Origin of the sequence: Flavobacterium lacisediminis (genome assembly GCF_025909975.1) — a bacterium.
GTDB lineage: Bacteria > Bacteroidota > Bacteroidia > Flavobacteriales > Flavobacteriaceae > Flavobacterium > Flavobacterium lacisediminis.
On sequence record NZ_JAPCIO010000003.1, the window covers coordinates 62,415 to 82,689 of the forward strand.

24 protein-coding genes are annotated in these 20,275 nt (G+C 30.4%); 11 read left to right on the forward strand and 13 right to left on the reverse strand.

The window, feature by feature from the left end; translation table 11 throughout:
• Positions 1-343 precede the first annotated feature (343 nt).
• The 3 genes from OJ995_RS05390 (at position 344) to OJ995_RS05400 (ending at position 2,278) form a co-directional block, all read left to right on the forward strand.
• Entirely contained in the window at positions 344-997 is a 654-nt protein-coding gene (locus tag OJ995_RS05390) for a hypothetical protein (RefSeq protein ID WP_264368503.1), read from the forward strand.
• A 28-nt stretch (positions 998-1,025) separates the two neighbouring features.
• Positions 1,026-1,646, forward strand: coding sequence for a hypothetical protein (locus OJ995_RS05395; protein ID WP_264368504.1), 621 nt, complete (start codon positions 1,026-1,028; stop codon positions 1,644-1,646).
• Positions 1,647-1,747: 101 nt separating this feature from the next.
• Positions 1,748-2,278, forward strand: a complete 531-nt coding sequence (locus tag OJ995_RS05400; RefSeq protein ID WP_264368505.1) for a hypothetical protein — start codon at positions 1,748-1,750, stop codon at positions 2,276-2,278.
• Here OJ995_RS05400 and OJ995_RS05405 read toward each other — a convergent pair whose 3' ends face one another.
• From OJ995_RS05405 to ruvX, 5 genes are all read right to left on the reverse strand, one after another.
• Positions 2,279-2,566 carry an antibiotic biosynthesis monooxygenase family protein gene (locus OJ995_RS05405; protein ID WP_264368506.1) on the reverse strand — a complete coding sequence of 96 codons (288 nt, stop codon included), beginning with the start codon at positions 2,564-2,566 and terminating at the stop codon, positions 2,279-2,281.
• 170 nt (positions 2,567-2,736) lie between these two features.
• On the reverse strand, positions 2,737-3,510 hold the full coding sequence (gene mazG / locus OJ995_RS05410; RefSeq protein WP_264368507.1) for a nucleoside triphosphate pyrophosphohydrolase: 774 nt from the start codon (positions 3,508-3,510) through the stop codon (positions 2,737-2,739).
• Between the two features lie 128 nt (positions 3,511-3,638).
• A complete protein-coding gene (locus OJ995_RS05415) occupies positions 3,639-4,073 on the reverse strand; it encodes a DUF5606 family protein (RefSeq protein WP_264368508.1) in 435 nt (144 codons plus the stop codon).
• 128 nt (positions 4,074-4,201) lie between these two features.
• Positions 4,202-4,789 (reverse strand): peptide deformylase, encoded by a 588-nt coding sequence (def, locus tag OJ995_RS05420; protein ID WP_264368509.1) that lies wholly within the window; start codon positions 4,787-4,789, stop codon positions 4,202-4,204.
• Positions 4,790-4,854: 65 nt separating this feature from the next.
• Complete coding sequence (gene ruvX / locus OJ995_RS05425; protein ID WP_264368510.1) at positions 4,855-5,268, reverse strand: Holliday junction resolvase RuvX; 414 nt, start codon at positions 5,266-5,268, stop codon at positions 4,855-4,857.
• A gap of 115 nt (positions 5,269-5,383) precedes the next feature.
• On the opposite strand from ruvX, the gene OJ995_RS05430 reads away from it, so the two are divergent.
• Both OJ995_RS05430 and OJ995_RS05435 read left to right on the forward strand, forming a co-directional pair.
• Positions 5,384-6,199: a 2,3,4,5-tetrahydropyridine-2,6-dicarboxylate N-succinyltransferase gene (locus tag OJ995_RS05430; RefSeq protein ID WP_133609979.1), complete on the forward strand. Its 816-nt coding sequence runs from the start codon at positions 5,384-5,386 to the stop codon at positions 6,197-6,199.
• A 4-nt stretch (positions 6,200-6,203) separates the two neighbouring features.
• On the forward strand, positions 6,204-7,256 hold the full coding sequence (locus OJ995_RS05435; RefSeq protein WP_264368511.1) for a glycosyltransferase family 9 protein: 1,053 nt from the start codon (positions 6,204-6,206) through the stop codon (positions 7,254-7,256).
• Here the strand turns inward: OJ995_RS05435 and OJ995_RS05440 are convergent.
• The 4 genes from OJ995_RS05440 to OJ995_RS05455 are packed head-to-tail and all read right to left on the reverse strand — an operon-like array spanning position 7,246 to position 10,640.
• Positions 7,246-8,190 (reverse strand): NAD-dependent epimerase/dehydratase family protein, encoded by a 945-nt coding sequence (locus OJ995_RS05440; protein WP_264368512.1) that lies wholly within the window; start codon positions 8,188-8,190, stop codon positions 7,246-7,248. The genes OJ995_RS05435 and OJ995_RS05440 overlap by 11 nt on opposite strands.
• 5 nt (positions 8,191-8,195) lie before the next feature.
• Entirely contained in the window at positions 8,196-9,014 is an 819-nt protein-coding gene (locus OJ995_RS05445) for a glycosyltransferase family 2 protein (RefSeq protein ID WP_264368513.1), read from the reverse strand.
• A gap of 23 nt (positions 9,015-9,037) precedes the next feature.
• On the reverse strand, positions 9,038-9,850 hold the full coding sequence (locus tag OJ995_RS05450) for a glycosyltransferase family 2 protein (protein ID WP_264368514.1): 813 nt from the start codon (positions 9,848-9,850) through the stop codon (positions 9,038-9,040).
• A gap of 25 nt (positions 9,851-9,875) precedes the next feature.
• Positions 9,876-10,640: a Kdo domain containing protein gene (locus tag OJ995_RS05455; protein WP_264368515.1), complete on the reverse strand. Its 765-nt coding sequence runs from the start codon at positions 10,638-10,640 to the stop codon at positions 9,876-9,878.
• 74 nt (positions 10,641-10,714) lie between these two features.
• Here OJ995_RS05455 and OJ995_RS05460 point away from each other — a divergent pair, with 74 nt between their 5' ends.
• Both OJ995_RS05460 and OJ995_RS05465 read left to right on the forward strand, forming a co-directional pair.
• Complete coding sequence (locus OJ995_RS05460) at positions 10,715-11,566, forward strand: putative rhamnosyl transferase (RefSeq protein ID WP_264368516.1); 852 nt, start codon at positions 10,715-10,717, stop codon at positions 11,564-11,566.
• 24 nt (positions 11,567-11,590) lie between these two features.
• The gene (locus tag OJ995_RS05465; RefSeq protein ID WP_264368517.1) at positions 11,591-12,310 is read left to right on the forward strand and encodes a class I SAM-dependent methyltransferase; all 720 of its coding nucleotides are present in this window, start codon (positions 11,591-11,593) and stop codon (positions 12,308-12,310) included.
• Between the two features lie 8 nt (positions 12,311-12,318).
• On the opposite strand, the gene OJ995_RS05470 is transcribed toward OJ995_RS05465, so the two are convergent.
• The 4 genes from OJ995_RS05470 to OJ995_RS05485 form a co-directional block, all read right to left on the reverse strand.
• Positions 12,319-13,200, reverse strand: coding sequence for an ATP-grasp fold amidoligase family protein (locus tag OJ995_RS05470; RefSeq protein ID WP_264368518.1), 882 nt, complete (start codon positions 13,198-13,200; stop codon positions 12,319-12,321).
• An 18-nt stretch (positions 13,201-13,218) separates the two neighbouring features.
• A complete protein-coding gene (locus tag OJ995_RS05475; RefSeq protein ID WP_264368519.1) occupies positions 13,219-13,959 on the reverse strand; it encodes an ATP-grasp fold amidoligase family protein in 741 nt (246 codons plus the stop codon).
• 187 nt (positions 13,960-14,146) lie between these two features.
• Positions 14,147-15,025: an ATP-grasp fold amidoligase family protein gene (locus tag OJ995_RS05480; protein WP_264368520.1), complete on the reverse strand. Its 879-nt coding sequence runs from the start codon at positions 15,023-15,025 to the stop codon at positions 14,147-14,149.
• A gap of 8 nt (positions 15,026-15,033) precedes the next feature.
• Positions 15,034-16,140, reverse strand: coding sequence for a glycosyltransferase family 4 protein (locus tag OJ995_RS05485; protein ID WP_264368521.1), 1,107 nt, complete (start codon positions 16,138-16,140; stop codon positions 15,034-15,036).
• A gap of 89 nt (positions 16,141-16,229) precedes the next feature.
• Between OJ995_RS05485 and OJ995_RS05490 the strand changes: the two genes are divergently transcribed.
• The 4 genes from OJ995_RS05490 to OJ995_RS05505 all read left to right on the forward strand — a co-directional run bounded on the left by OJ995_RS05490 (position 16,230) and on the right by OJ995_RS05505 (position 20,269).
• Complete coding sequence (locus tag OJ995_RS05490) at positions 16,230-17,114, forward strand: ATP-grasp fold amidoligase family protein (RefSeq protein ID WP_264368522.1); 885 nt, start codon at positions 16,230-16,232, stop codon at positions 17,112-17,114.
• A 4-nt stretch (positions 17,115-17,118) separates the two neighbouring features.
• On the forward strand, positions 17,119-17,685 hold the full coding sequence (locus tag OJ995_RS05495) for an L-threonylcarbamoyladenylate synthase (protein ID WP_264368523.1): 567 nt from the start codon (positions 17,119-17,121) through the stop codon (positions 17,683-17,685).
• Between the two features lie 75 nt (positions 17,686-17,760).
• On the forward strand, positions 17,761-19,176 hold the full coding sequence (locus tag OJ995_RS05500) for a CCA tRNA nucleotidyltransferase (protein ID WP_133609955.1): 1,416 nt from the start codon (positions 17,761-17,763) through the stop codon (positions 19,174-19,176).
• A gap of 73 nt (positions 19,177-19,249) precedes the next feature.
• On the forward strand, positions 19,250-20,269 hold the full coding sequence (locus tag OJ995_RS05505) for a COX15/CtaA family protein (protein ID WP_264368524.1): 1,020 nt from the start codon (positions 19,250-19,252) through the stop codon (positions 20,267-20,269).
• Positions 20,270-20,275: the final 6 nt, after the last annotated feature.

Sequence of the window (20,275 nt, forward strand, 5' to 3'; positions counted from 1 at the left end):
TTTTTACCCATATTGCGTTCCTACGGAGCTACCTATATCTCGTTCCTACGGAACTAAAAAAGTAATTACAACCGTTTGAAATGCCGTTAGGCATGAAATATGGGTAACTTAAAGTAATATAGCTGGTAAAAATCCCGTTGGGATGGCATAAAAGAGATGCTTTCAGCATGACAAGATTGAGGATAAACTTTGTGTGCTTAGTGCCTTCTTTGTGCTCCTTGTGGTTAAAAATGATGCTTAACAGCATGACAAACTGGGCGTGATATGCGTTATGTGATGCTTCGTTACCTCAGCATGACAAACTAAGTGGAAAAACTTTATCTTTAAACTAAAAAAGCAAATGATGATAAAAAAAATATTACTCCTCCTAATCATTATATTTTCTTTCCAAATTTCTGCACAAGAAAAGATGGATTCTATTATTCTTAGTGAGCAAAAAAAGTATTTTGAAATTGGAGAAAAAGCTTTAAAAAAAAGGAAAAGTCTGAAAGCGTTAAATGCTTTTCATACTGTTTCTTATTTAAAAGATATCGATTCAGTACCAACAAATATGTACGAAATTCAAGCAAGAAAAAAGGTTGATTCGTTACTTCCTATTTTTCAAAAATTGGAAATAAAAAAATTAAAAGGAAAATGGAAATTAAAGCAACTTACCACCGAAAAACACAATTATGAATTCATCGAAATAACAGATACTGAAATTTTGTTTTTTGATAAAAACTCAAACACTCCAATTAGAATTGAAAAAATAGAGTTTGCACCTTATGATGACACTGAGTTAATACTTCCTTTTTTGCAATTAATCTTTAAAAACAATGAAATTTGGGAATTTAATATTCGAAAAGTCAAAAAAGAAACTCGCTTATTGACTTATTTGGCAAGAGATGAAAATGGTGTGAGCTACAATTTAGTAGACGATAGAGGAATCATAAAAGATCCTAAAGCAAGAAAAAAAGCTTATGAAGGAGAAATTAAGACCTATTATACACTTGAGTAAGCCCAATAATTTTGTAAAAAAACAAACCATGAGAAAACTAGTATTTCTATTTTTAATTTTTGTTGCTTGTAAAAACCAAACTTCAAACGACAATCATTCACAAAAGGAAACTTCTGATTTAAAAAAAGAAACAAAAGATAGCGTTGAATATGATTTCCAAAAAGCAGAAGTAATGCTTGAAAAAGACATTTTATTTAATGGAAAACTAACGCGTTTTTTTGATATTAAAGAATTTGAAAAAATATTTGGAAAAGCGGATAGCTTGGTTTTAATGTCTAAAGAAGAACCGTGTTCCTATATTTTTGAAAATAGTGATGGAAGCAAAGATGAAAATGACAAATACATTTACAAAAAAGGCTCAAGATTTGAAAACTCAAAGAATCAAGTAGCCGTTGATGAATTTAGATTTACTGATGGTAATTTTATCATGTACAAAGGAACAAAATTGTCAGCTGATACAACAATTGAAGATTTGAAAAAACTTTTTCCATATGCTATTCAAAACATGAATAAAATTGATGTGTACAATGAAGGAGAATTAGATTATATTAATTTGAGAGAAGATGCTGAAAATATTTCGGATGGTCATATCAATATTTTCTTCAAAAATGGCAAACTTTACTTTATGCATTGGTGGTTTCCGTGCTAGATTAACTTAAAAAAATGAAAATGAAATTTCTTTTAATCGCAACCTTTTTTTTCACCTATTCAATTTGTGCTCAAAGTCGACAAATTAGTATTGATTTGTATTTGTCAAATAATCAAAAAGGCTTTTTAATTAAAATAACAGAACAAAAAGAAAAACTTTTTATTGAATATAAATTGTTAGATAGTGTTTCAAATAAACTTTATCAAGATAAAAAGTATAATAGAATATTACGAAAGATTAATAACATTGCTTCAAACCCTGAGGAAACAAAAACATTAGAAAAATATATTTATGAACTAAATTTAATAAAAGAAAAATACTCATATTACAAAACAGATTCTCTTTTGATTCCTTTTTCTGAAAATGGAATCTATTATAATGATTTTAATAATTTATTTAACACTCATAAAGATGTTTTAATTAATAAAAGAAAACCTCACATCGTGTTAGATAGTAATAGAAATATGAGCTTTACTTTAAAAACTAAAGATCAAATTCAAATTATTGCAATACCATCACCAACTGAAAAAAGTCATCCAATATTGATTTCATTCCTAAAAAACACATTTGATTTATATCGAAAACAAAAACAAAACGATTTTCTAAAAGAAGAATACATTTATAATTATTAACTAAAACTCGTATTCTCTTTCCACTTTAGCAATTCTAACTTTGTAATTTTTGTACCAAGTGGTTTTACCTTTTTCTTGTGCTTCTAAATGTTCCATATTGGCTTTCCAGTTTTTTATGGCTTCTAAACTTTCCCAATACGAAACGGTAATTCCAATTTCGCTTCGAGCGCTTTCCATGCCTATAAATCCAGGTTGGGCTTTGGCTAATTCCACCATTTTAATTGCCATTTCGGCATAACCGGCTTCTACTTCGGTTCTGGTAGAGGTAAAAATTACTGCGTAATACATGATTAAATTTTTAAATTATCGAATCGCTAATGTTTACTATGTTAAGTGCAACGCCTAAAATTATAGACAAAGTATTTCTATTGTGACTATGTGTTTAAACAAGAGATGCTTTCAGCATGACAAACTAAACGTTAAAACTGAACACTGCGACTGAACACTGAGACTGAACACTACAACTTCTTCGCTTCTTCCCAAAAAACATCCATTTCTGCTAATGTCATGTCCATTAAAGGTTTGCCTAATTCGGTGGCTTTGCTTTCTAAATATTGGAAACGTTTGATGAATTTTTTATTCGTGCGTTCTAAGGCGTCTTCTGGGTTTACTTTTAAGAATCTGGCGTAATTTATCATGGAGAACAAAACATCGCCAAATTCGGCTTCTATTTTGTCTTGATTGCCGGCTTTTACCTCAACTTGGAGTTCGTTTAGTTCTTCTTGCACTTTATCCCAAACTTGGTGCGGTTCTTCCCAATCAAATCCAACGCCTTTTACCTTATCTTGAATGCGACTTGCTTTTACTAACGCCGGTAAACTTTTAGGCACGCCTTCTAAAACTGATTTCTTACCTTCTTTCAATTTTAGTTTTTCCCAATTTTGCTTTACTTCTTCTTCATCAGCCACTACCACATCGCCATAAATATGTGGATGACGATCGATTAATTTATCACAAATGGAATTCGCTACATCGCCAATATCAAAAGCATTGGTTTCGCTACCAATTTTAGCATAAAACACAATGTGTAACAAAACGTCGCCCAACTCTTTCTTAATTTCTTCCAAATCATTATCTAAAATGGCATCGCCTAATTCATAGGTTTCTTCAATCGTTAAATGACGTAGACTTTCTAGCGTTTGCTTTTTATCCCACGGACATTTTTCGCGCAAATCGTCCATAATATCTAAAAGGCGGTTGAAAGCTTGTAGTTGTTGTTGGCGTGTGTTCATAGTCGGTTGTCTGTTGTTTGTTATCGGTTTAGAGATGCTGAAAACGAGTTCAGCATGACAAAGTAGATGTAAAAATAAAAAATCCCACGTGGAAAACGCAGGATTTTAAAGTATAATTTTTCCAATGCTTATTCAGCAGCTGGTGTTTCTTCTTCTTGTTTGATTTCTTTAGATAACGCTTCTAATGAAACGAAACCTTTAGGCTGTAACAAATTGTACCAATTTAAGATTTTTTTGATGTCAGATGTATATACTCTGTCTTCGTCAAATTCTGGTAAAATTTCTCTGAAGTAGGCTTTTAATTTCGCATCATCTTCTTTGTGAGACATTGCTAAACCGTCGTTTTCTTTCGTAGCAATTGCTTTGAAAACTTCTGCTAAACGCACTTCTTCTGAATACGTATAAACCGCAATTTCTGATAACAAACTTACGTTAGCTCTCATTCCTACAGTTATCTTTTTTCCGTCTAATAAAGATTCGGCAACAAATCCTGTACGTGTTTGAATTTTTAATTCATATAAACCTGGTTTCCCAGAAATAGCTAATATTTTTTGAATGCTCATGTTTCTTACTTATTAAGGTTGGCAAATATATTATTTTAAAGTAAAAAGTGAAAAGTAAAAAGTAAAAAGTTTAAAGAAACTAAACAAGTTTAACTGAATACTAAAAACTGAACACTGAATACTGCAAATTAACGTCCTTTTTTGTTTACGTACTTCATTTTATAATCGGGTCTTGCTTTACCATCCATAATGTTTTGCAATTTCTTCCCAATTAACTTCTTTTTCAGCATCGATAAGTGATCGGTAAATAAAATTCCTTCGATGTGATCGTACTCATGTTGGATAACACGCGCGATTAAACCGTCGTACACTTCTGTTTTCTTATTGAAATCTTCGTCAAAATATTCAATCGTAATCGTATCATGACGAAAAACATCTTCACGCACATCTGGAATACTCAAACAACCTTCGTTGAATCCCCAAATATCACCTTCTTCTTTGATGATTTTTGCATTGATGAATGTCTTTTTAAAATCTTTCATTAAAGCCGCTTCTTCTTTAGAAACGTCATCACTATCGCTAAAAGGTTCGGTATCTACAATGAACAAACGAATAGGTAACCCAACTTGTGGAGCCGCCAAACCAACGCCATGCGCATGATACATAGTGTCATACATATTAGCAATCGTTTCTTTGAGATTCGGATATTCAGGAGTAATGTCCTCTCCTACTTTACGTAAAACTGGTTCTCCGTATCCGTATATTGGTAAAATCATCTTGTAAATTTTATTATTGGTAAACTTAAAATCGGAATTGTTACATCAAATTCCGTGCAAAAGTACTATTTTTTATAATGTAAATAATCTTGAAGCATAATTGTTGCGGCAATTTCGTCTACCAAAGCTTTATTTTGTCGATGTTTCTTTTTTAAACCGCTATCAATCATGGTTTGGAATGCCATTTTGGAAGTAAAACGTTCGTCTACTCTATCCACTGGCATTTCTGGAAAAGCTACTTGAAATTTAGCCACAAAAGCATTGATGATTTCGGCACTTTGCGAAGGTGTTCCATCCATTTGTTTGGGTTCGCCTACGATTACGCAGGCTACTTTCTCTTTAGAAAAATAGTCTTTTAAAAAAGCAATTGCCGTTTCGGATGGAATAGTGGTTAACCCAAAAGCTATCATCTGCATTTCATCGGTAACGGCAATTCCTGTTCTTTTGATTCCGTAATCTATGGCTAATATTCTTGACATTTTATTTTTTTACAAAAATAACGCATTTGTTTAACAAAATAGGCACCAAACTTTAAACTATTGATTTTTGCTTTCAAACAAATGATTTATCTTTGCATCACAAATTTTAACAATCATGACCAATTTACAAGCTACAATAGAACAAGCATGGGAAAATCGTGCTTTATTACAAGAAGAAACTACGCAAAAAGCTATCAGAGAAGTTATCGAATTATTAGATAGCGGAAAACTTCGTGTTGCTGAACCAGTTGAAAATGGCTGGCAAGTAAACGAATGGGTTAAAAAAGCAGTAGTGATGTACTTCCCTATTCAAAAAATGGAAACTTGGGAATCGGGTATTTTTGAATATCATGATAAAATGTTGTTGAAACGCAATTATGCAGAAAAAGGTATTCGTGTGGTTCCAAATGCTGTAGCAAGATATGGCGCTTATATTTCAAGTGGTGTAATTTTAATGCCAAGTTATGTAAACATTGGTGCATATGTAGATGAAGGTACAATGGTAGATACTTGGGCAACCGTAGGAAGTTGTGCGCAAATTGGAAAACATGTTCACCTTTCTGGTGGTGTTGGAATTGGTGGCGTTTTAGAACCATTACAAGCCGCTCCAGTAATTATTGAAGATGGTGCTTTCATCGGTTCAAGATGTATTGTTGTAGAAGGTGTTCATGTTGGAAAAGAAGCAGTTTTAGGTGCGAACGTATGTTTGACAGGTTCTACCAAAATTATTGATGTTACAGGCGATGAGCCGATAGAATACAAAGGAGTTGTTCCGGCTCGTTCGGTAGTAATTCCAGGAAGTTATACTAAGAAGTTCCCAGCGGGAGATTATCAAGTGCCTTGTGCAATTATCATCGGACAAAGAAAACCTTCAACCGATTTGAAGACTTCTTTAAATGATGCCTTAAGGGAATATAACGTAGCCGTTTAGATAAATGAAAGTACTTGTCATACAAATTAAGATGATTGGTGACGTACTGGCAAGTACTGTCATTTGCGAAGCTATTAAAAAAGCATATCCAAAATGCGAAATGCATTATTTGATTCAAAAAAACACTTTCCCTGTGGTGGAAAACAATCCATTTATTGACAAAGTCTTGTTTTTTGAAGAAAGTAAACACAAAGGATTAGGAGGATTATTTCGTTTAGGAACGGAATTAAAACTAGAAAAATATGACACCGTAATTGATGTTTACGGAAAGTTTCAAAGTTTAATCCCAACCTATTTAAGCGGTGCAAAAAAACGAATTGGAACTTATAAATGGTATTCGAAACTTTTCTTAACAGAAACTGTTATTCCAGATACGGAATGTAATGGAACTGCTAATGCTTTCCGAATTTTATTAGCAAAAACAGCTATAAAAAAGGAAGTTCCACAAATTTTTCCAAAAATTCATTTAACACAATTGGAAATTGAAAACGCCAAAAACCAAATTGCAAGCCAATTAGACGTTACAAAAAAAATTGTAATGATAAGTGTTTTAGGAAGTGGAAAAAACAAAAGTTTACCTGATGCTTCTATGGCAAATGTTTTAAATACCATAGCCGCAACTGCTGATGTGCAATTGGTTTTCAATTATATGCCAAACCAACAAGAAGAAGCTAAAGCAATTTTTGATTTGTGTGATGCTAATGCGCAATCTAAAATTGTATTCGATTTTTATGTAAAAGGATTACGCGGATTCTTAGCCGTATTATCGCAAGGTGATGCATTAGTAGGTAATGAAGGTGGTGCCACAAATATGTCAAAAGCCTTAAATATACCAACTTTTACAATTTATGCCCCTTGGATAAACAGAACCTCATGGAATATTTTTGAAGAAACAGGTTTACATGAAATTGTACACCTATCAGACTATTTCCCAGAGTTGTATAAAAACAAACACCCCAAAAACTTTAAAGAAAAAGCTTTGGAGTGGTATGATAAATTGAATCCTGAACTGTTTTCTGATAAACTACAGCAATTTGTAAAAAAGATTAGTCAATAAACTTCTCTTTATACCATTTTACTTGTTCTTCAAGCCCTTGCTTTAAGGTTACTTTAGGCGTATAATTCAATAGTTTTTTTGCTTTTTCAATTACTGCGGCGGTACGTTGCTGATCTCCTTTTCTTGGAGGCATATTATCAATAATTAAGGTTTTGTTCATGATTTGCTCTACTGCAGTAATTCCGTCTTGCGTAGTGTTCACTTCATCCGTACCTAAATTGATAATTTCACCATCAACCACATCTTCTTTTCCAATAATTGCAGCTAATCCATCAACGATATCGCCAACATAAGTAAAACTTCTTTCATGTTTAACACTGCCCTCAAATAATGGAAACGGCTTATCATTATAAAGATTATCAATTAATTTCGTGTATAATTTTTCTGGTCTTTCTCTTGGTCCAAAAACAGAATACAAACGAATAGAACAAGCTTTTATTTTTCCAAGACGCTGTAATCCTAACACTAATTGTTCGGCTGCTAATTTAGTAGAACCATAAAAAGAAACAGGTTGCGCTGGAATGGTTTCATCTACCGTAGCTTCAATTCCATAAACAGAAGAAGTAGCAATATTTATAAACGATTTTAGATTTGGATTATAAGCCGACACAGCATCCAACAAATTTTGTGTTGCATAGATGTTATTTCTAACATACTCTTCTAGAGTAGTATCGGATGAAATTCCAGGTTGGGCAGCCAAATGATAGATATAATCATATGGTTTTTCAAAAACTTTTGATAAGTCTTCGTTCAAATCTACTCTAAAAATAGAGACACCTTTAGCTTCTAAATCTTTAGCATTCATTTCCTTTAAAGCAGGACTGTAATAATCGTTAAAATTATCTAATCCTACCACTTCGTGACCTAATGTTACTAATTTTTCACACAAGTGAGACGCTATAAACCCTGCTGCTCCTGTTACTAATATTCGCATACCTTTTATTTTTCTTCTTTCTTAATTCCGAAAGGTGTCCATTTAATTTTTTTATCGCGCACTTCTTTTCTGATGGCTAAGTTAGCCGCTAACGATTCTGGTGTTTTATAGCCACGTGCATGATCTAAATGTAAAACAATCGCTTTGTGACGTATTTGTTTTCCTTTAACTCCATAATTCTCTAAACGTTCTCCAAATTCTCTATCCGGTCCACCATATTTCATTCTTTCATCATAACCATTGATAGCAATCATATCATCTTTAAATCCAGAAGAATTACAATTGTTAAAAGAAGGTGTTGTAGGCGAAATGATATCTAAAATTTTAGCGATAATTCCGTCTGAACCTAATTTTAATGTATTTGAAAAGTCTAATTTCTCAATTTTGTTCAACCATTTTACATCAAAACATCTTTGAGAAATAATGTCATCTATAGAAATAGCTTTGCTAGTTTTCATTGGAAGTTTACAATATCCTCCAGATAAAAACTTTCCTTTTTCTGCTTGTTGGGCATGAACTTCTACGAAATCAGCTCTTGGAATACAATCACCATCGGTCATGATAATAAATTCATAAGCTGCTTCTACAATAGCTACATTTAAAATTTCTTGTCTTCTATATCCTAAATCTTCATGCCACAAATGGCGTACTGGAACAGGATAATTTTTCGCATAAGAATCAATCAATTCTTTTGTTGAAGGTCTTGAACCATCGTCGGCAATTATTAATTCGAAATCTTTATAAGTTTGTACACTATAACCAATTAAGACTTTTTCTAGCCATTCTTCCGCATTATAAGTACTTACTACTACTGATATTTTCATTCTTTATGTATTTAGAAACGGTTTTATTCTGAAACAATTCCGTTTTTAATTCTAATAATATTATGTTTACTATTGTAACGTCTAATATCTAAATTAGCTTCTATTTTTTGAGCATCTGCATATCCTCTTTCATGATGCAAATGTAAGCAAATTGCCTCGTATCTTATTTGTTTCGCTAAGATTCCTAAATTAAACAAGCGTTCGCCCACTTCCCTATCTAATCCTCCGTAATGCATGTTTTGATTAAAACCGTTGATAGCCAATAAATCCTCTTTAAAAACTGATGAATTATGACCGTTGAACGTTTTCTTCGTTGTTGTTATCCAGTTCATGAAACTGGCAAAATATGTATTTTTTGTTAGTTTTGTTACTTTAAAATTAGCTTTCAAACCGTTATTAATCAGCCATTTAATTGAAAAACAATTTTGATTAATAATATCTTCTTCCGAAATTAAATTTGATAATGACAAAGGTAATTTAAAATATCCACCTGATAAAAAATATCCTTTTTGTTGCTGTTTCAAATGTGTAGTAACAAAATCATTTCTTGGAATACAATCGCCATCGGTAAAAAGAAGATATTCTGCATTAGCTTTTAAAATAGCCTTGTTTAAAATTTCTGATTTACGAAAACCATTATCCTCTTGCCAAACATGAAGAATTGGATATTTAAATTTAGAAGAAAAACTTTCAATAACTTGTTTGGTTTTTATTGTAGAACCGTCATCTGCAATTACCAATTCAAAATCTGTTTCAGTTTGAACACTGTAACCAATTAGCACTTTACGTAACCAATCTTCCGAATTGTATGTTGTAATTATTACAGATAATTTCATTAACGATGATAAAAAACGAAAGATACTACTTTTTCCAAAATTTTAATCGTTTTTTAATTTTCTTTCTTCTATTAAAATTATCCAAAAAATTATTCGATTCTTTCATTAAAAGAGCGTAGAAAACATCCGATTGAACTCCATATAATGGTGCATAAGCTTCACTAAATACTTTGTTGATGTAACTATCATTCGTTAGCTTTGCAATATTCTTAACACGTTGATTTAATGATAATTCATCATGAAAACTCATTCGATTTAAATCGACCAGATAAAAGTTATATTCATTATCACCAACTTTTTTAATTAAAGTATTTCCAGCAGTGTTATCTATGAATTCAATTCCTAGATTGTGAATTTTAAAAAAGAAACTTGCCGATTGTTTAATAATTTCCTCTCGATTAGGATAATTTGGTTCAAAAATCAAATTTCGAAACATCAAATCGACGTCTTGATGTAGGCTAAAATAATAGCTTTCTTCTAAACCTTTAACGGTTTTATTTTCATAATAAGCAAAAGGTTGCGGTGTCCCGATTCCTTTACTTAATAAAATTTGGGCATATTCAAAGGAACGTTGCGCTTTTGATTTACGTATATAACCATAAATAAAAGCATTTAGTAAATTTGGCCTTTTAAATGATTTTATATTGACTGAAAAATCTCCAACATTAAAAACTTTGATAACATTTCGTTTTTCAGAACCAATTAATTCACCTGAAGTTTTAAAATTCTCTAAAAGAGAATCAAATTGAGGTTGAAGATATTCATAATCAGGGTGAAATATTTTTTTCATTTAGTCCAAATTCATTTGTAACCACAAAAGTAAGTTTTTTTATTAATTTAGTTTATTTTTACCAAAAAAAAGCCATGTTTTATCACTTTCTAATCACACGTTTTAATTTAAAAAATCCAGAATGGGATGTTACCAAAAACAATGAAGCTCTTTTAGATGAAAAATGGATGGATGAGCGCTTGGAATTATTTTCTAATTACTGCTTACCATCCGTCATAAATCAATCTAATAAAAACTTTAAATGGCTATTGTTTTTTGATAGTAGTACAAGTGATAAATATCGAACAATAATTGAAAGCATACTTCAAAAAAACGATTTAATAGTTCCTTTTTATATTGACGGTATGCCTAAATTTAATGAGGCAATTTTAAATTATTTAAAAGAAAATGCTGCTGACAAAGACTACTTAATTACGTCGCGCATTGACAATGACGATTGTATCCATAAAGATTTCATAAACGAAATCCAGAAACAATTCAACAAGCAAGAATTTTTAGCCATTGATAATATTAACGGTTACACTTTACAGGTAGAACCTAACTTTATTTTAGGAAAAAAAGAACATATTTTTAATCCTTTTATCAGTTTAATCGAAAGAAACGACAATCCTAAAACCGTATGGCATTATGTGCATAACATGTGGAAAAAAGAACCACGAATTATTCATTTATCTGAAAAAAGATTATGGCTTTCTGTAATTCATGGAAAAAACAAAGTCAATGAATTTGATGGTTACGGAAATATTAAATGGAGTGATATTAATTCAGATTTTATTATTTCAGAGAGTAAAAACAAAGAAATCATTACTACGCAACTTCCGTTTTCAAATTGGTGGTTTTTAAGTCTTAAAAATTATCTTTATGTAAAAATGGTACTATTAAGCAAACAAATAAAAAAAGGGCTGGGAATTTATAAAGTCAAGTAAATTTTTAAGTTTAGCATACATAAGATGAATGATTATAGTACAATTTTTGAAAAAAGAGCAACCGACTATCATTTAGCGATGCAACAGTTTCCAAATGCAAGATTACATGAATTCAATAACTTAATTTCATCTGCAGATTTTTCAGTCATAAATAAAGTTTTAGACATTCCTTCTGGTGGTGGCTACTTAAAGCATTTTCTACCACATCATGTAAATGTAACATCAACGGATTTTTCTGAGGGATTTACAAGTAATGACATAAAACTTGTTTCTCCTGAAAAATTACCTTTTGAATCGAACACTTTTGATGTCGTTTTTTCACTTAGTGGCATGCATCATTTAAAAAATGTTCCTCTTTTTATTGAAGAATGTTTGAGAATAATTAAAAATGAAGGGAATTTTATTTTTGCAGATGTAAAAAAAGGAACATCAATCGATGTATTTTTAAATCAATTTGTTAATGAATATAATTCTTTAGGTCATAAAGGTGATTTCTTTCATGAAGATTATTTTGAAAAATATCCTAACATTCAAAACAAAATAGTTGAATGTAAATACAATGAATATCCATTTGTTTTTAATAGCAAAGAAGAAATGATTTTGTTTTTTAAACTCTTTTTTGGGTTAGATAAAGCAAATGACATTGCAATTTTTGAAGGCATTCATGATATTTTAGGATTACAATATACTAAAACAGGAATTGAAGTAAATTGGGGGCTTTTAAGATATATATTTATTAAATAGTGCTTGAATTATACATTTGGTAATTGTATTAGTTTAGCATATTCTGTATTAAATCTCTCTATTGAGCTTTTTATTAATCCTGCGCTTGTAAAAAAAGTAAGCTCTCCAAACGTAATTTTATTGCCTACTGAATATAAATCTACACGCATAAAAATAAATCCATCTGATAATTTTGTTGCCACTTCTAGCATCTCATCTAGATTACTTGGCTTTAAGAAGTCAGATTTAATAAAAATAGGATTGTGTTTTTTTGGTAAAATTTTATTCCACTCCAAATCATAAAAACATTTTTGAACATTTTCTAATTCTTTTTTTTCGGCATATATGTATTTTGGAGCGCCATTATAACAAAAAAATTTGTACTCTATCATAGAGTTATCATCGATTTTAGAAATATATTTTTCGGCGATAATGCGTGGCTTTACATTTTTATAAATAGCTTCTTGAAACTTATTGTAATAATTTTGAGATAAAAAACGATTTAATTTTTTCTTTGTTTGCTTGATATTTAATATACTTTTATCTTCTACAATAATATTATATCCAGAACCATGTGTTCCTTTCAAAACAAATTGATTGGGCAACGTATCAAAATTTATTTGAGATACAGAATCATAAATACCAAAAAGTTCGTTTAGATATTTTTTACCAACCTTTTTTTCTACATAACTCCTAACTTCATATTTATCCACATAATTACCATAATTTTCTTTATAATAATTAAGTTTAAGCCATAGCAATTTTTCCGTAAGTTCTTTTGGATTTTTCAAATCGGGCCTATGATTATTTTTTATGAGATATTGCAAAATTGTAATTTTCTCATCATTACCCTTTGTAAGTTTTAATAACTTAATGGTTAATTTATAATATTTTCTTTTAAAAAAATTCATATCTTAGTTTTCATAAATTCAATTATTTGGCAATTGAATTAAATCTCCAAATTCTTTATTAAATCTTTCAATCGAACTTCTGATAAGTCCAGCATTTGAAAAGAAAGTAAGCTCACCGAAAATAATTTTATTTCCAATAGAATACATATCTACTCGCAAAAAAATAAAATCTTGAGATAATTTTTCGGCAATCTGAATCATTTCTTCAAAATTTTCAGGCTTTTTAAAATCAGCTTCATGAAAAGCAGAAATATATTTCTCAGGTAAAACTTGATTCCAATTCAAATCATAAAAGCTTTTTCTCAAATCCTTTGATTTATTTTTCTGAACAAAGACATATTTTGGTTTGCCATGAAAACAATGAAATTTGTAATCAATAAGAGCATTACTGTCTATTTCTGAAATATACTTTTCAATTAAAATTCTAGGTTTTAAATCTTTATATATTTTTTCACGAAATTTATGATAATAATTTTCAGACAGAAAGTGATTTAATTTGTTTTTGATTACTTCAAGATTAAGTTCATTCTTATCTTTAACGATAATATTATAACCCGAACCATGAGTACCTTTTAAAACAAACTGACTAGGTAAAGCCTCAAAATTAATAGCAGATACAGAATCATAAACCCCGAAAATACTATTTAAATATTTTTCACCTACTTTATTTTTTACATAACTCCTTACCTCATATTTATCAGCATAACTACCATAACTTTCGGTGTAGTAATTAAGTTTGAGCCAAAGTGTTTTTTCCATAAACTCTTTTGGATTAACTAAATTAGGTTTTACACCATTTTTCAAAAAGTACTGATATATCGAAATTAATTCATCATTTGCTCCAACAAGTTTAAGTAAACTTATATATAATTTATAACATTTTCGTTTTAAAAAAATCATTTACACATCAAATTATCAATGTTGTTTTTAACTAAAAATATAAAAATTAACTTGGCAAACTTATCAATTCTCCAAATTCCTTATTAAATCGTTCCACGGTTAAACGTTGCTTGCCACCCCATGGAAAAAATGTTAATTCACCGAAAAAAACTTTATCTTTAATTGAATATAAATCAACTCTCACAAAAATAAAGTCATGGGCTAATTTATTAGCTATTGTTATCATTTCGTCAAAATTTTCGGGTCTTTTCATGTCCAAATTTAAGTAATTCATAGTATTTGAATCATCTTCAATTTTTTTCCAATTCAAATCATAATAACAATTTCTATATTTTCCATCGTGAAATGTTTTTACCCAAACATACTTAGCCATTCCATGAAAGCAGAAAAACTTATAATCAACAATATAATTATCTGCAGATTGTGACAAATATTCTTCAGCTAAGATTCTAGGTTGAATTGCACTATAAATTGCTTCACCATTTGTTTTACTATAATCCTCTTCTAAGAATTTTTGGAGTTGTTTTTTTGCCTTGTTCCAATTCAATTTTGATTTATCAGGAACTATAATATTATATCCTGAACCATGTGTTCCTTTTAAAGCAAACTGATTAGGCAAAGTATCTAAATTAATTTCGTCAACTGAATCATATATTGCAATAAAACCATTAAGATATTGGCTCCCAATTGTTTCATCTACAAACTTTCTAACAGCATATTTATCTACCAAATAACCATAATGCTCATTGTAATAATTAAATTTTAACCATTGAATTTTTTCCATAAATTCAATGGGTTGGTCTAAATTTAACTCTTTACCATTTTTATACAAATACTTAGCCTTAGAGATTTTAACATCACTTGCACCAACTAATTTAAGTAACCCAATATAAACTTGATAATATTTTCTTTTAAAAAAATTCATGTTAAATTTTATTTTTTTAATAAAACCTCATTCAATTCATCGAACATCTTTTTTGCAATAACTTCTTTAGTAAAATTATCAATTAAGAATTGACGCCCATTTACGGTACATTTCTCTTGAAGTAATTTATTATTCAACATTTGTTCTACTTTATCAGCAAATGAAATTGGGTTACCCACTTCTGCCAACAATCCTGTTTCATTATCCATTACAATCTCAGGAATTCCACCTGCATTTGCGGCAACTATCGGAACTCTACATGCATACGACTCTAAAAGTACGCCACCCGTTGGCTCATTATTAGAAGTAAATAGAAATAAGTCAAATTCCGGGAGAATTTGTGGAATATCTTTTCTAAAACCGGCGAATATAATATCATTTTGCAATCCTAAAGAAGCTACTTGTTCTCTAACTTCCGTTTCTAAAGATCCTTTACCAACTAATATATATTTAGCCTTTACACCACGCTTAACCAATTCTGCCACAGTATTGACCCAGGTTTTATGATCTTTAAAACCCGTAAACTCAGCAATATTACCTATTATTTTATAATCGTTGGGTATATTAAACTCTTGATGTAATATTCCTAATTTAGATTGTTTTTCAAATTTATTAATATCCGTAACACTTCCAACAACACAAAGCTTAGAGTGATCTTTAACTGCAAATTTTAAAACATTAACTACAGGTTCTGAGACACAAATTATTTTCTTAATTCCTTTGTAATTATATTTCCATTTTCTTAAAAAGTTAGTATCAACTCGTCTTATCAACGTTCTGCATAAAACTAAAGGAACTTTTAAACCATAAAACATAGCTGACAAAACTGCCATAGTATGAGACTGACTACTGTGAATAAAAATCACATCTGCATTTTTCTCTTTTGAGATCAAACTCAATTGCTTTGCAAACTTAAAATCGTATTCTGATTTATAAGGAAATGAAATTACATTCATTCCTTTTTCAGTTGCAATTTTAAACACCTCTGAATTCTCAGGACAAACAATCCATTGATCTTCTACATAACCATATTCTTTGAATGCTTCATATAAATATATTATTTTTTGCTCATGCCCTCTCCAACCCTTTGAGGCAGTAAATTGAATTAATCGCATCTTTTATATAATTTACACAAATATAGTTTCTTATTTATTTTTTCACGATTTTTATTAAAAAAACATATATTTACATACATTTTTAAAGCATGGAAAATACAAAAAACAAAACTTTTAAATCAATTATTTTAAGGGTTTTAAAAAACTTTAAATTTTTACCCCCTCAAATATATATTCCTATTCAATATGAACACGTTACTGGTAAAAAACTTAATTTAAAAAAACCAATTACGTTTAACGAAAAAATTCAATGGTATAAATTATTCTATAAAAATCCAATTTTAAAAAAGTTAGTAGATAAATATCACGTAAGAGAATTTGTTGAAAAAACAATTGGAACAAAATATTTAAACGAACTATATGGCGTTTACGAAAATTCAAATGAAATTGATTTTAATAAACTACCGAATAAATTCGTATTAAAATGCGTTCATGGAAGTGGATTCAATATTTGTGTTAAAGACAAGTCATCTTTAAACATTGCTAAGACAAAAGAAAAATTAGACAAATGGCAAAGAAAAAACTTCTATAACAAAGGAAAAGAATGGGCTTACAAAGGAATTAAGCCGCTGATTATTGCGGAAAAATATCTTGAAGAATTTGACAAAGAAGTTATCAATGACTATAAGTTTTTTTGCTTTGATGGAGAAATAAAATTTATTCAAATCGATATTGAAAGAAGTGTAAAAGATTATAGATGCTATTATGATTCTAATTGGAAAAAACTTTCTTTTTCTACCAAAAAGAACAATTTTTTTGAAGAAGAACTTGAAAGACCAAAAAATCTAGAAGAAATGAATTCTATTGTGCAAAAATTAGCAAAGAATTTTCCTTTTGTTAGAGTTGATTTGTATTCTATAGAAAATAATCTCGTTTTTGGTGAAATGACCTTTTATCCAGGTAATGGAACAGTTGAATTTGAACCAAAGAATATGAATATAACTATTGGTAATTATTTTAAACTTCCAAACTAATCATATGGACATCAATACTGAAGTACACAACGCATACGAAGTCATTAAAAACGGAGGCATCATCTTGTACCCAACAGATACTGTTTGGGGAATTGGATGCGATGCTACAAATGAAGACGCCGTAAAAAAAATCTATGCTTTAAAACAACGCGAAGAAACTAAAAGCATGATTGTTCTACTAAATGGAGAACGCATGATGTACAACGTTTTCAAAGAAATTCCAGAAGTAGCTTGGCAAATTTTAGATTTATCCGAAAAACCAACGACTTTAATTTTAGACAATCCTAGAAATGTTGCTAAAAACATTATAGCTGAAGACAATACATTAGGTGTTCGAATGGTAACCGAACCATTTTGCTTTAAACTAATGGAACGCATGAAAAAACCATTGGTATCCACCTCAGCAAATATATCGGGAATGTTTACACCAAAAACTTTCAAAGAAATTAGTCCCGAAATTATAAAAGGTGTGGACTATGTAGTAAATTTGCACCACGATAAAGTTTGCAAAAATCCTTCTACGATTATTAAATTAGGTTTAGATAGTCAGGTAAAAGTGATTAGAAAATAATGATTTGAAGATTTGAAGATTTGAAAAATATCCCAATTTTCAAATTAACTAATTTTCAAATTTTCAAATTAAAGCATGAATTACAAACAACATTTAGAACATAATATTTTCAAAATCATTTCGCAAGCAGCTCAAGAACTTAACTTGGAATGCTATGTGATTGGTGGTTTTGTTCGTGATATATTACTCAACAGAGACCATAAAAAAGACATCGATATCGTTGCCGTTGGTAGCGGAATTGAATTAGCATTAAAGGTTTCTCAGCTAATTTCATTTCATCCAAAAGTGCAAGTTTTTAAAAACTACGGAACAGCTATGTTACGTTATGATGATATTGACGTGGAATTTGTGGGTGCTAGAAAAGAATCATATACTCATGACAGCCGAAATCCTTTAGTGGAAAATGGAACTTTAAAAGACGACCAAGAACGAAGAGATTTTACGATAAATGCATTAGCTTTTTCATTGAATTCTGAAAACTTTGGCGATTTAGTTGATCCGTTTAATGGTGTAGAAGATTTGAAAAACAAAATCATCAAAACGCCTTTAAATCCAGATATTACCTATTCCGACGATCCGTTGCGAATGATGCGTGCGATTCGTTTTGCAACACAATTGAATTTTGAAATTGAATCTGAATCTTTGGAAGCAATTTCTAAAAACAAAGATAGAATCAATATTATTTCAGGCGAACGAATTGTTGATGAATTGCATAAAATTTTAGCTTCTGAAAAACCTTCGATTGGATTTTTACACTTGTATCAAACCGGTTTGTTAGATATTTTTTTACCTGAACTAACGGCTTTGAATAATGTAGAAGAAGTGGAAGGTCATACACACAAAAACAATTTTTACCACACGTTAGAAGTAGTAGATAATATTTGCCCAAATACCGATGACGTTTGGTTACGCTGGTCAGCATTATTACACGATATTGGAAAAGCTCCAACCAAAAGATTCAACAAAAAACAAGGTTGGACGTTTCACGGACATGAATTTTTAGGCGGAAAAATGGTCAAAAAAATATTTGAACGTTTGCACATGCCTTTGAATCACAAGATGAAATTCGTGCAAAAAATGGTGATGATGAGTTCGCGCCCAATCGTAATTGCGGAAGATATTGTTACTGATAGTGCTGTTCGACGTTTGGTTTTTGATGCAGGTGAAGATATTGATAGTTTAATGACTTTATGTAAGGCGGATATCACCACAAAAAATCCAAAGAAATTTCAGAAATACCATAAGAACTTCGACATTGTTAAAGAAAAAATTGTAGAAGTAGAGGAAAAAGACCGAGTTCGTGTGTTTCAACCACCTATTTCGGGCGAAGAAATCATGGAACTATTTGGTTTAAAACCTTGTAGAGAAATTGGAATTCTAAAAGAAGCGGTTAAAGAAGCTATTTTAGAAGGCGAAATCCCAAATGAATATGAACCTGCAAAGGAATTTGTTTTAAACAAAGCTTCAAAATTGGGATTAAAAAAAGTATAAAATTTATAATTTGTTAAAGCTCTTTTCAGATGATCATTGAGTAAATTTGAAGTGCTTTTTGAATATCAAAAAAATGAAAACAAATAAATCGGTTATTTACTGGCTACTTTCGGGATGTGTTTTGTTATTTATTATGGTTACTGTTGGTGGAATTACGCGTCTAACCAACTCAGGTTTATCCATGACCGATTGGCATTTAATCAACGACACCTTCCCTCCTATGTCGGAAGAAAAATGGGTGGAAGCCTTTGAAGAATACAAGAAATTTCCTGAATATCAAAAAGTAAATCAATACAAAGATTTTAAATTAGACGATTACAAATTCATTTTCTTTTGGGAATGGTTTCACCGTTTTATTGGTCGTATTATTGGAGTGGTTTTCATTATTCCGTTCGTTTATTTCCTAATCAAAAAACAATTAGATAAGGAAACCATCAAAAAATGTTTCATTCTTTTGGGAATGGGTGCATTTCAAGGATTCTTGGGTTGGTTCATGGTAGCTAGCGGTTTAAAAGACATGCCCGATGTGAGTCATTTCAGATTAGCGATTCACTTAACATTTGCTTTTATTACGTTTGCTTACACGCTTTGGGTGGCTTTAGATTTAATTTATCCAGAGAGAAAATTACCAGTTTTAGAATTACGAAAAATTGCTCGTATTGCTTTGGTAATTCTAATCATTCAAATTATTTACGGAGGTTTTGTTGCAGGATTAAATGCAGGATTAATTCACAATCATTGGCCTTTAATGAGTGATGGACAATTTTTCCATGAAAGTATTCAATTAGAACAATCGAATTTACTACTAGCATTTACTGAAGGAAAAAGTGGCGTGCAATTCATTCACCGAACATTTGCTTATTTAGTTGTTGGAATGATTATTTTCTTATTCATTAAAAGCAGAAAATTTGTATTAGATAAAACCCAAGATAACGGAGTTAAAACGTTGTTGGTTTTTGTTTTCATACAATTCTTGTTAGGGATTTTTACATTGTTATTCCATGTACCACTTTGGTTAGGATTAGCTCATCAAATTATGGCGTTCTTTTTATTAACTGCCATGACGTTTACGTTGCATAGATTCACAAAATAATGTTAC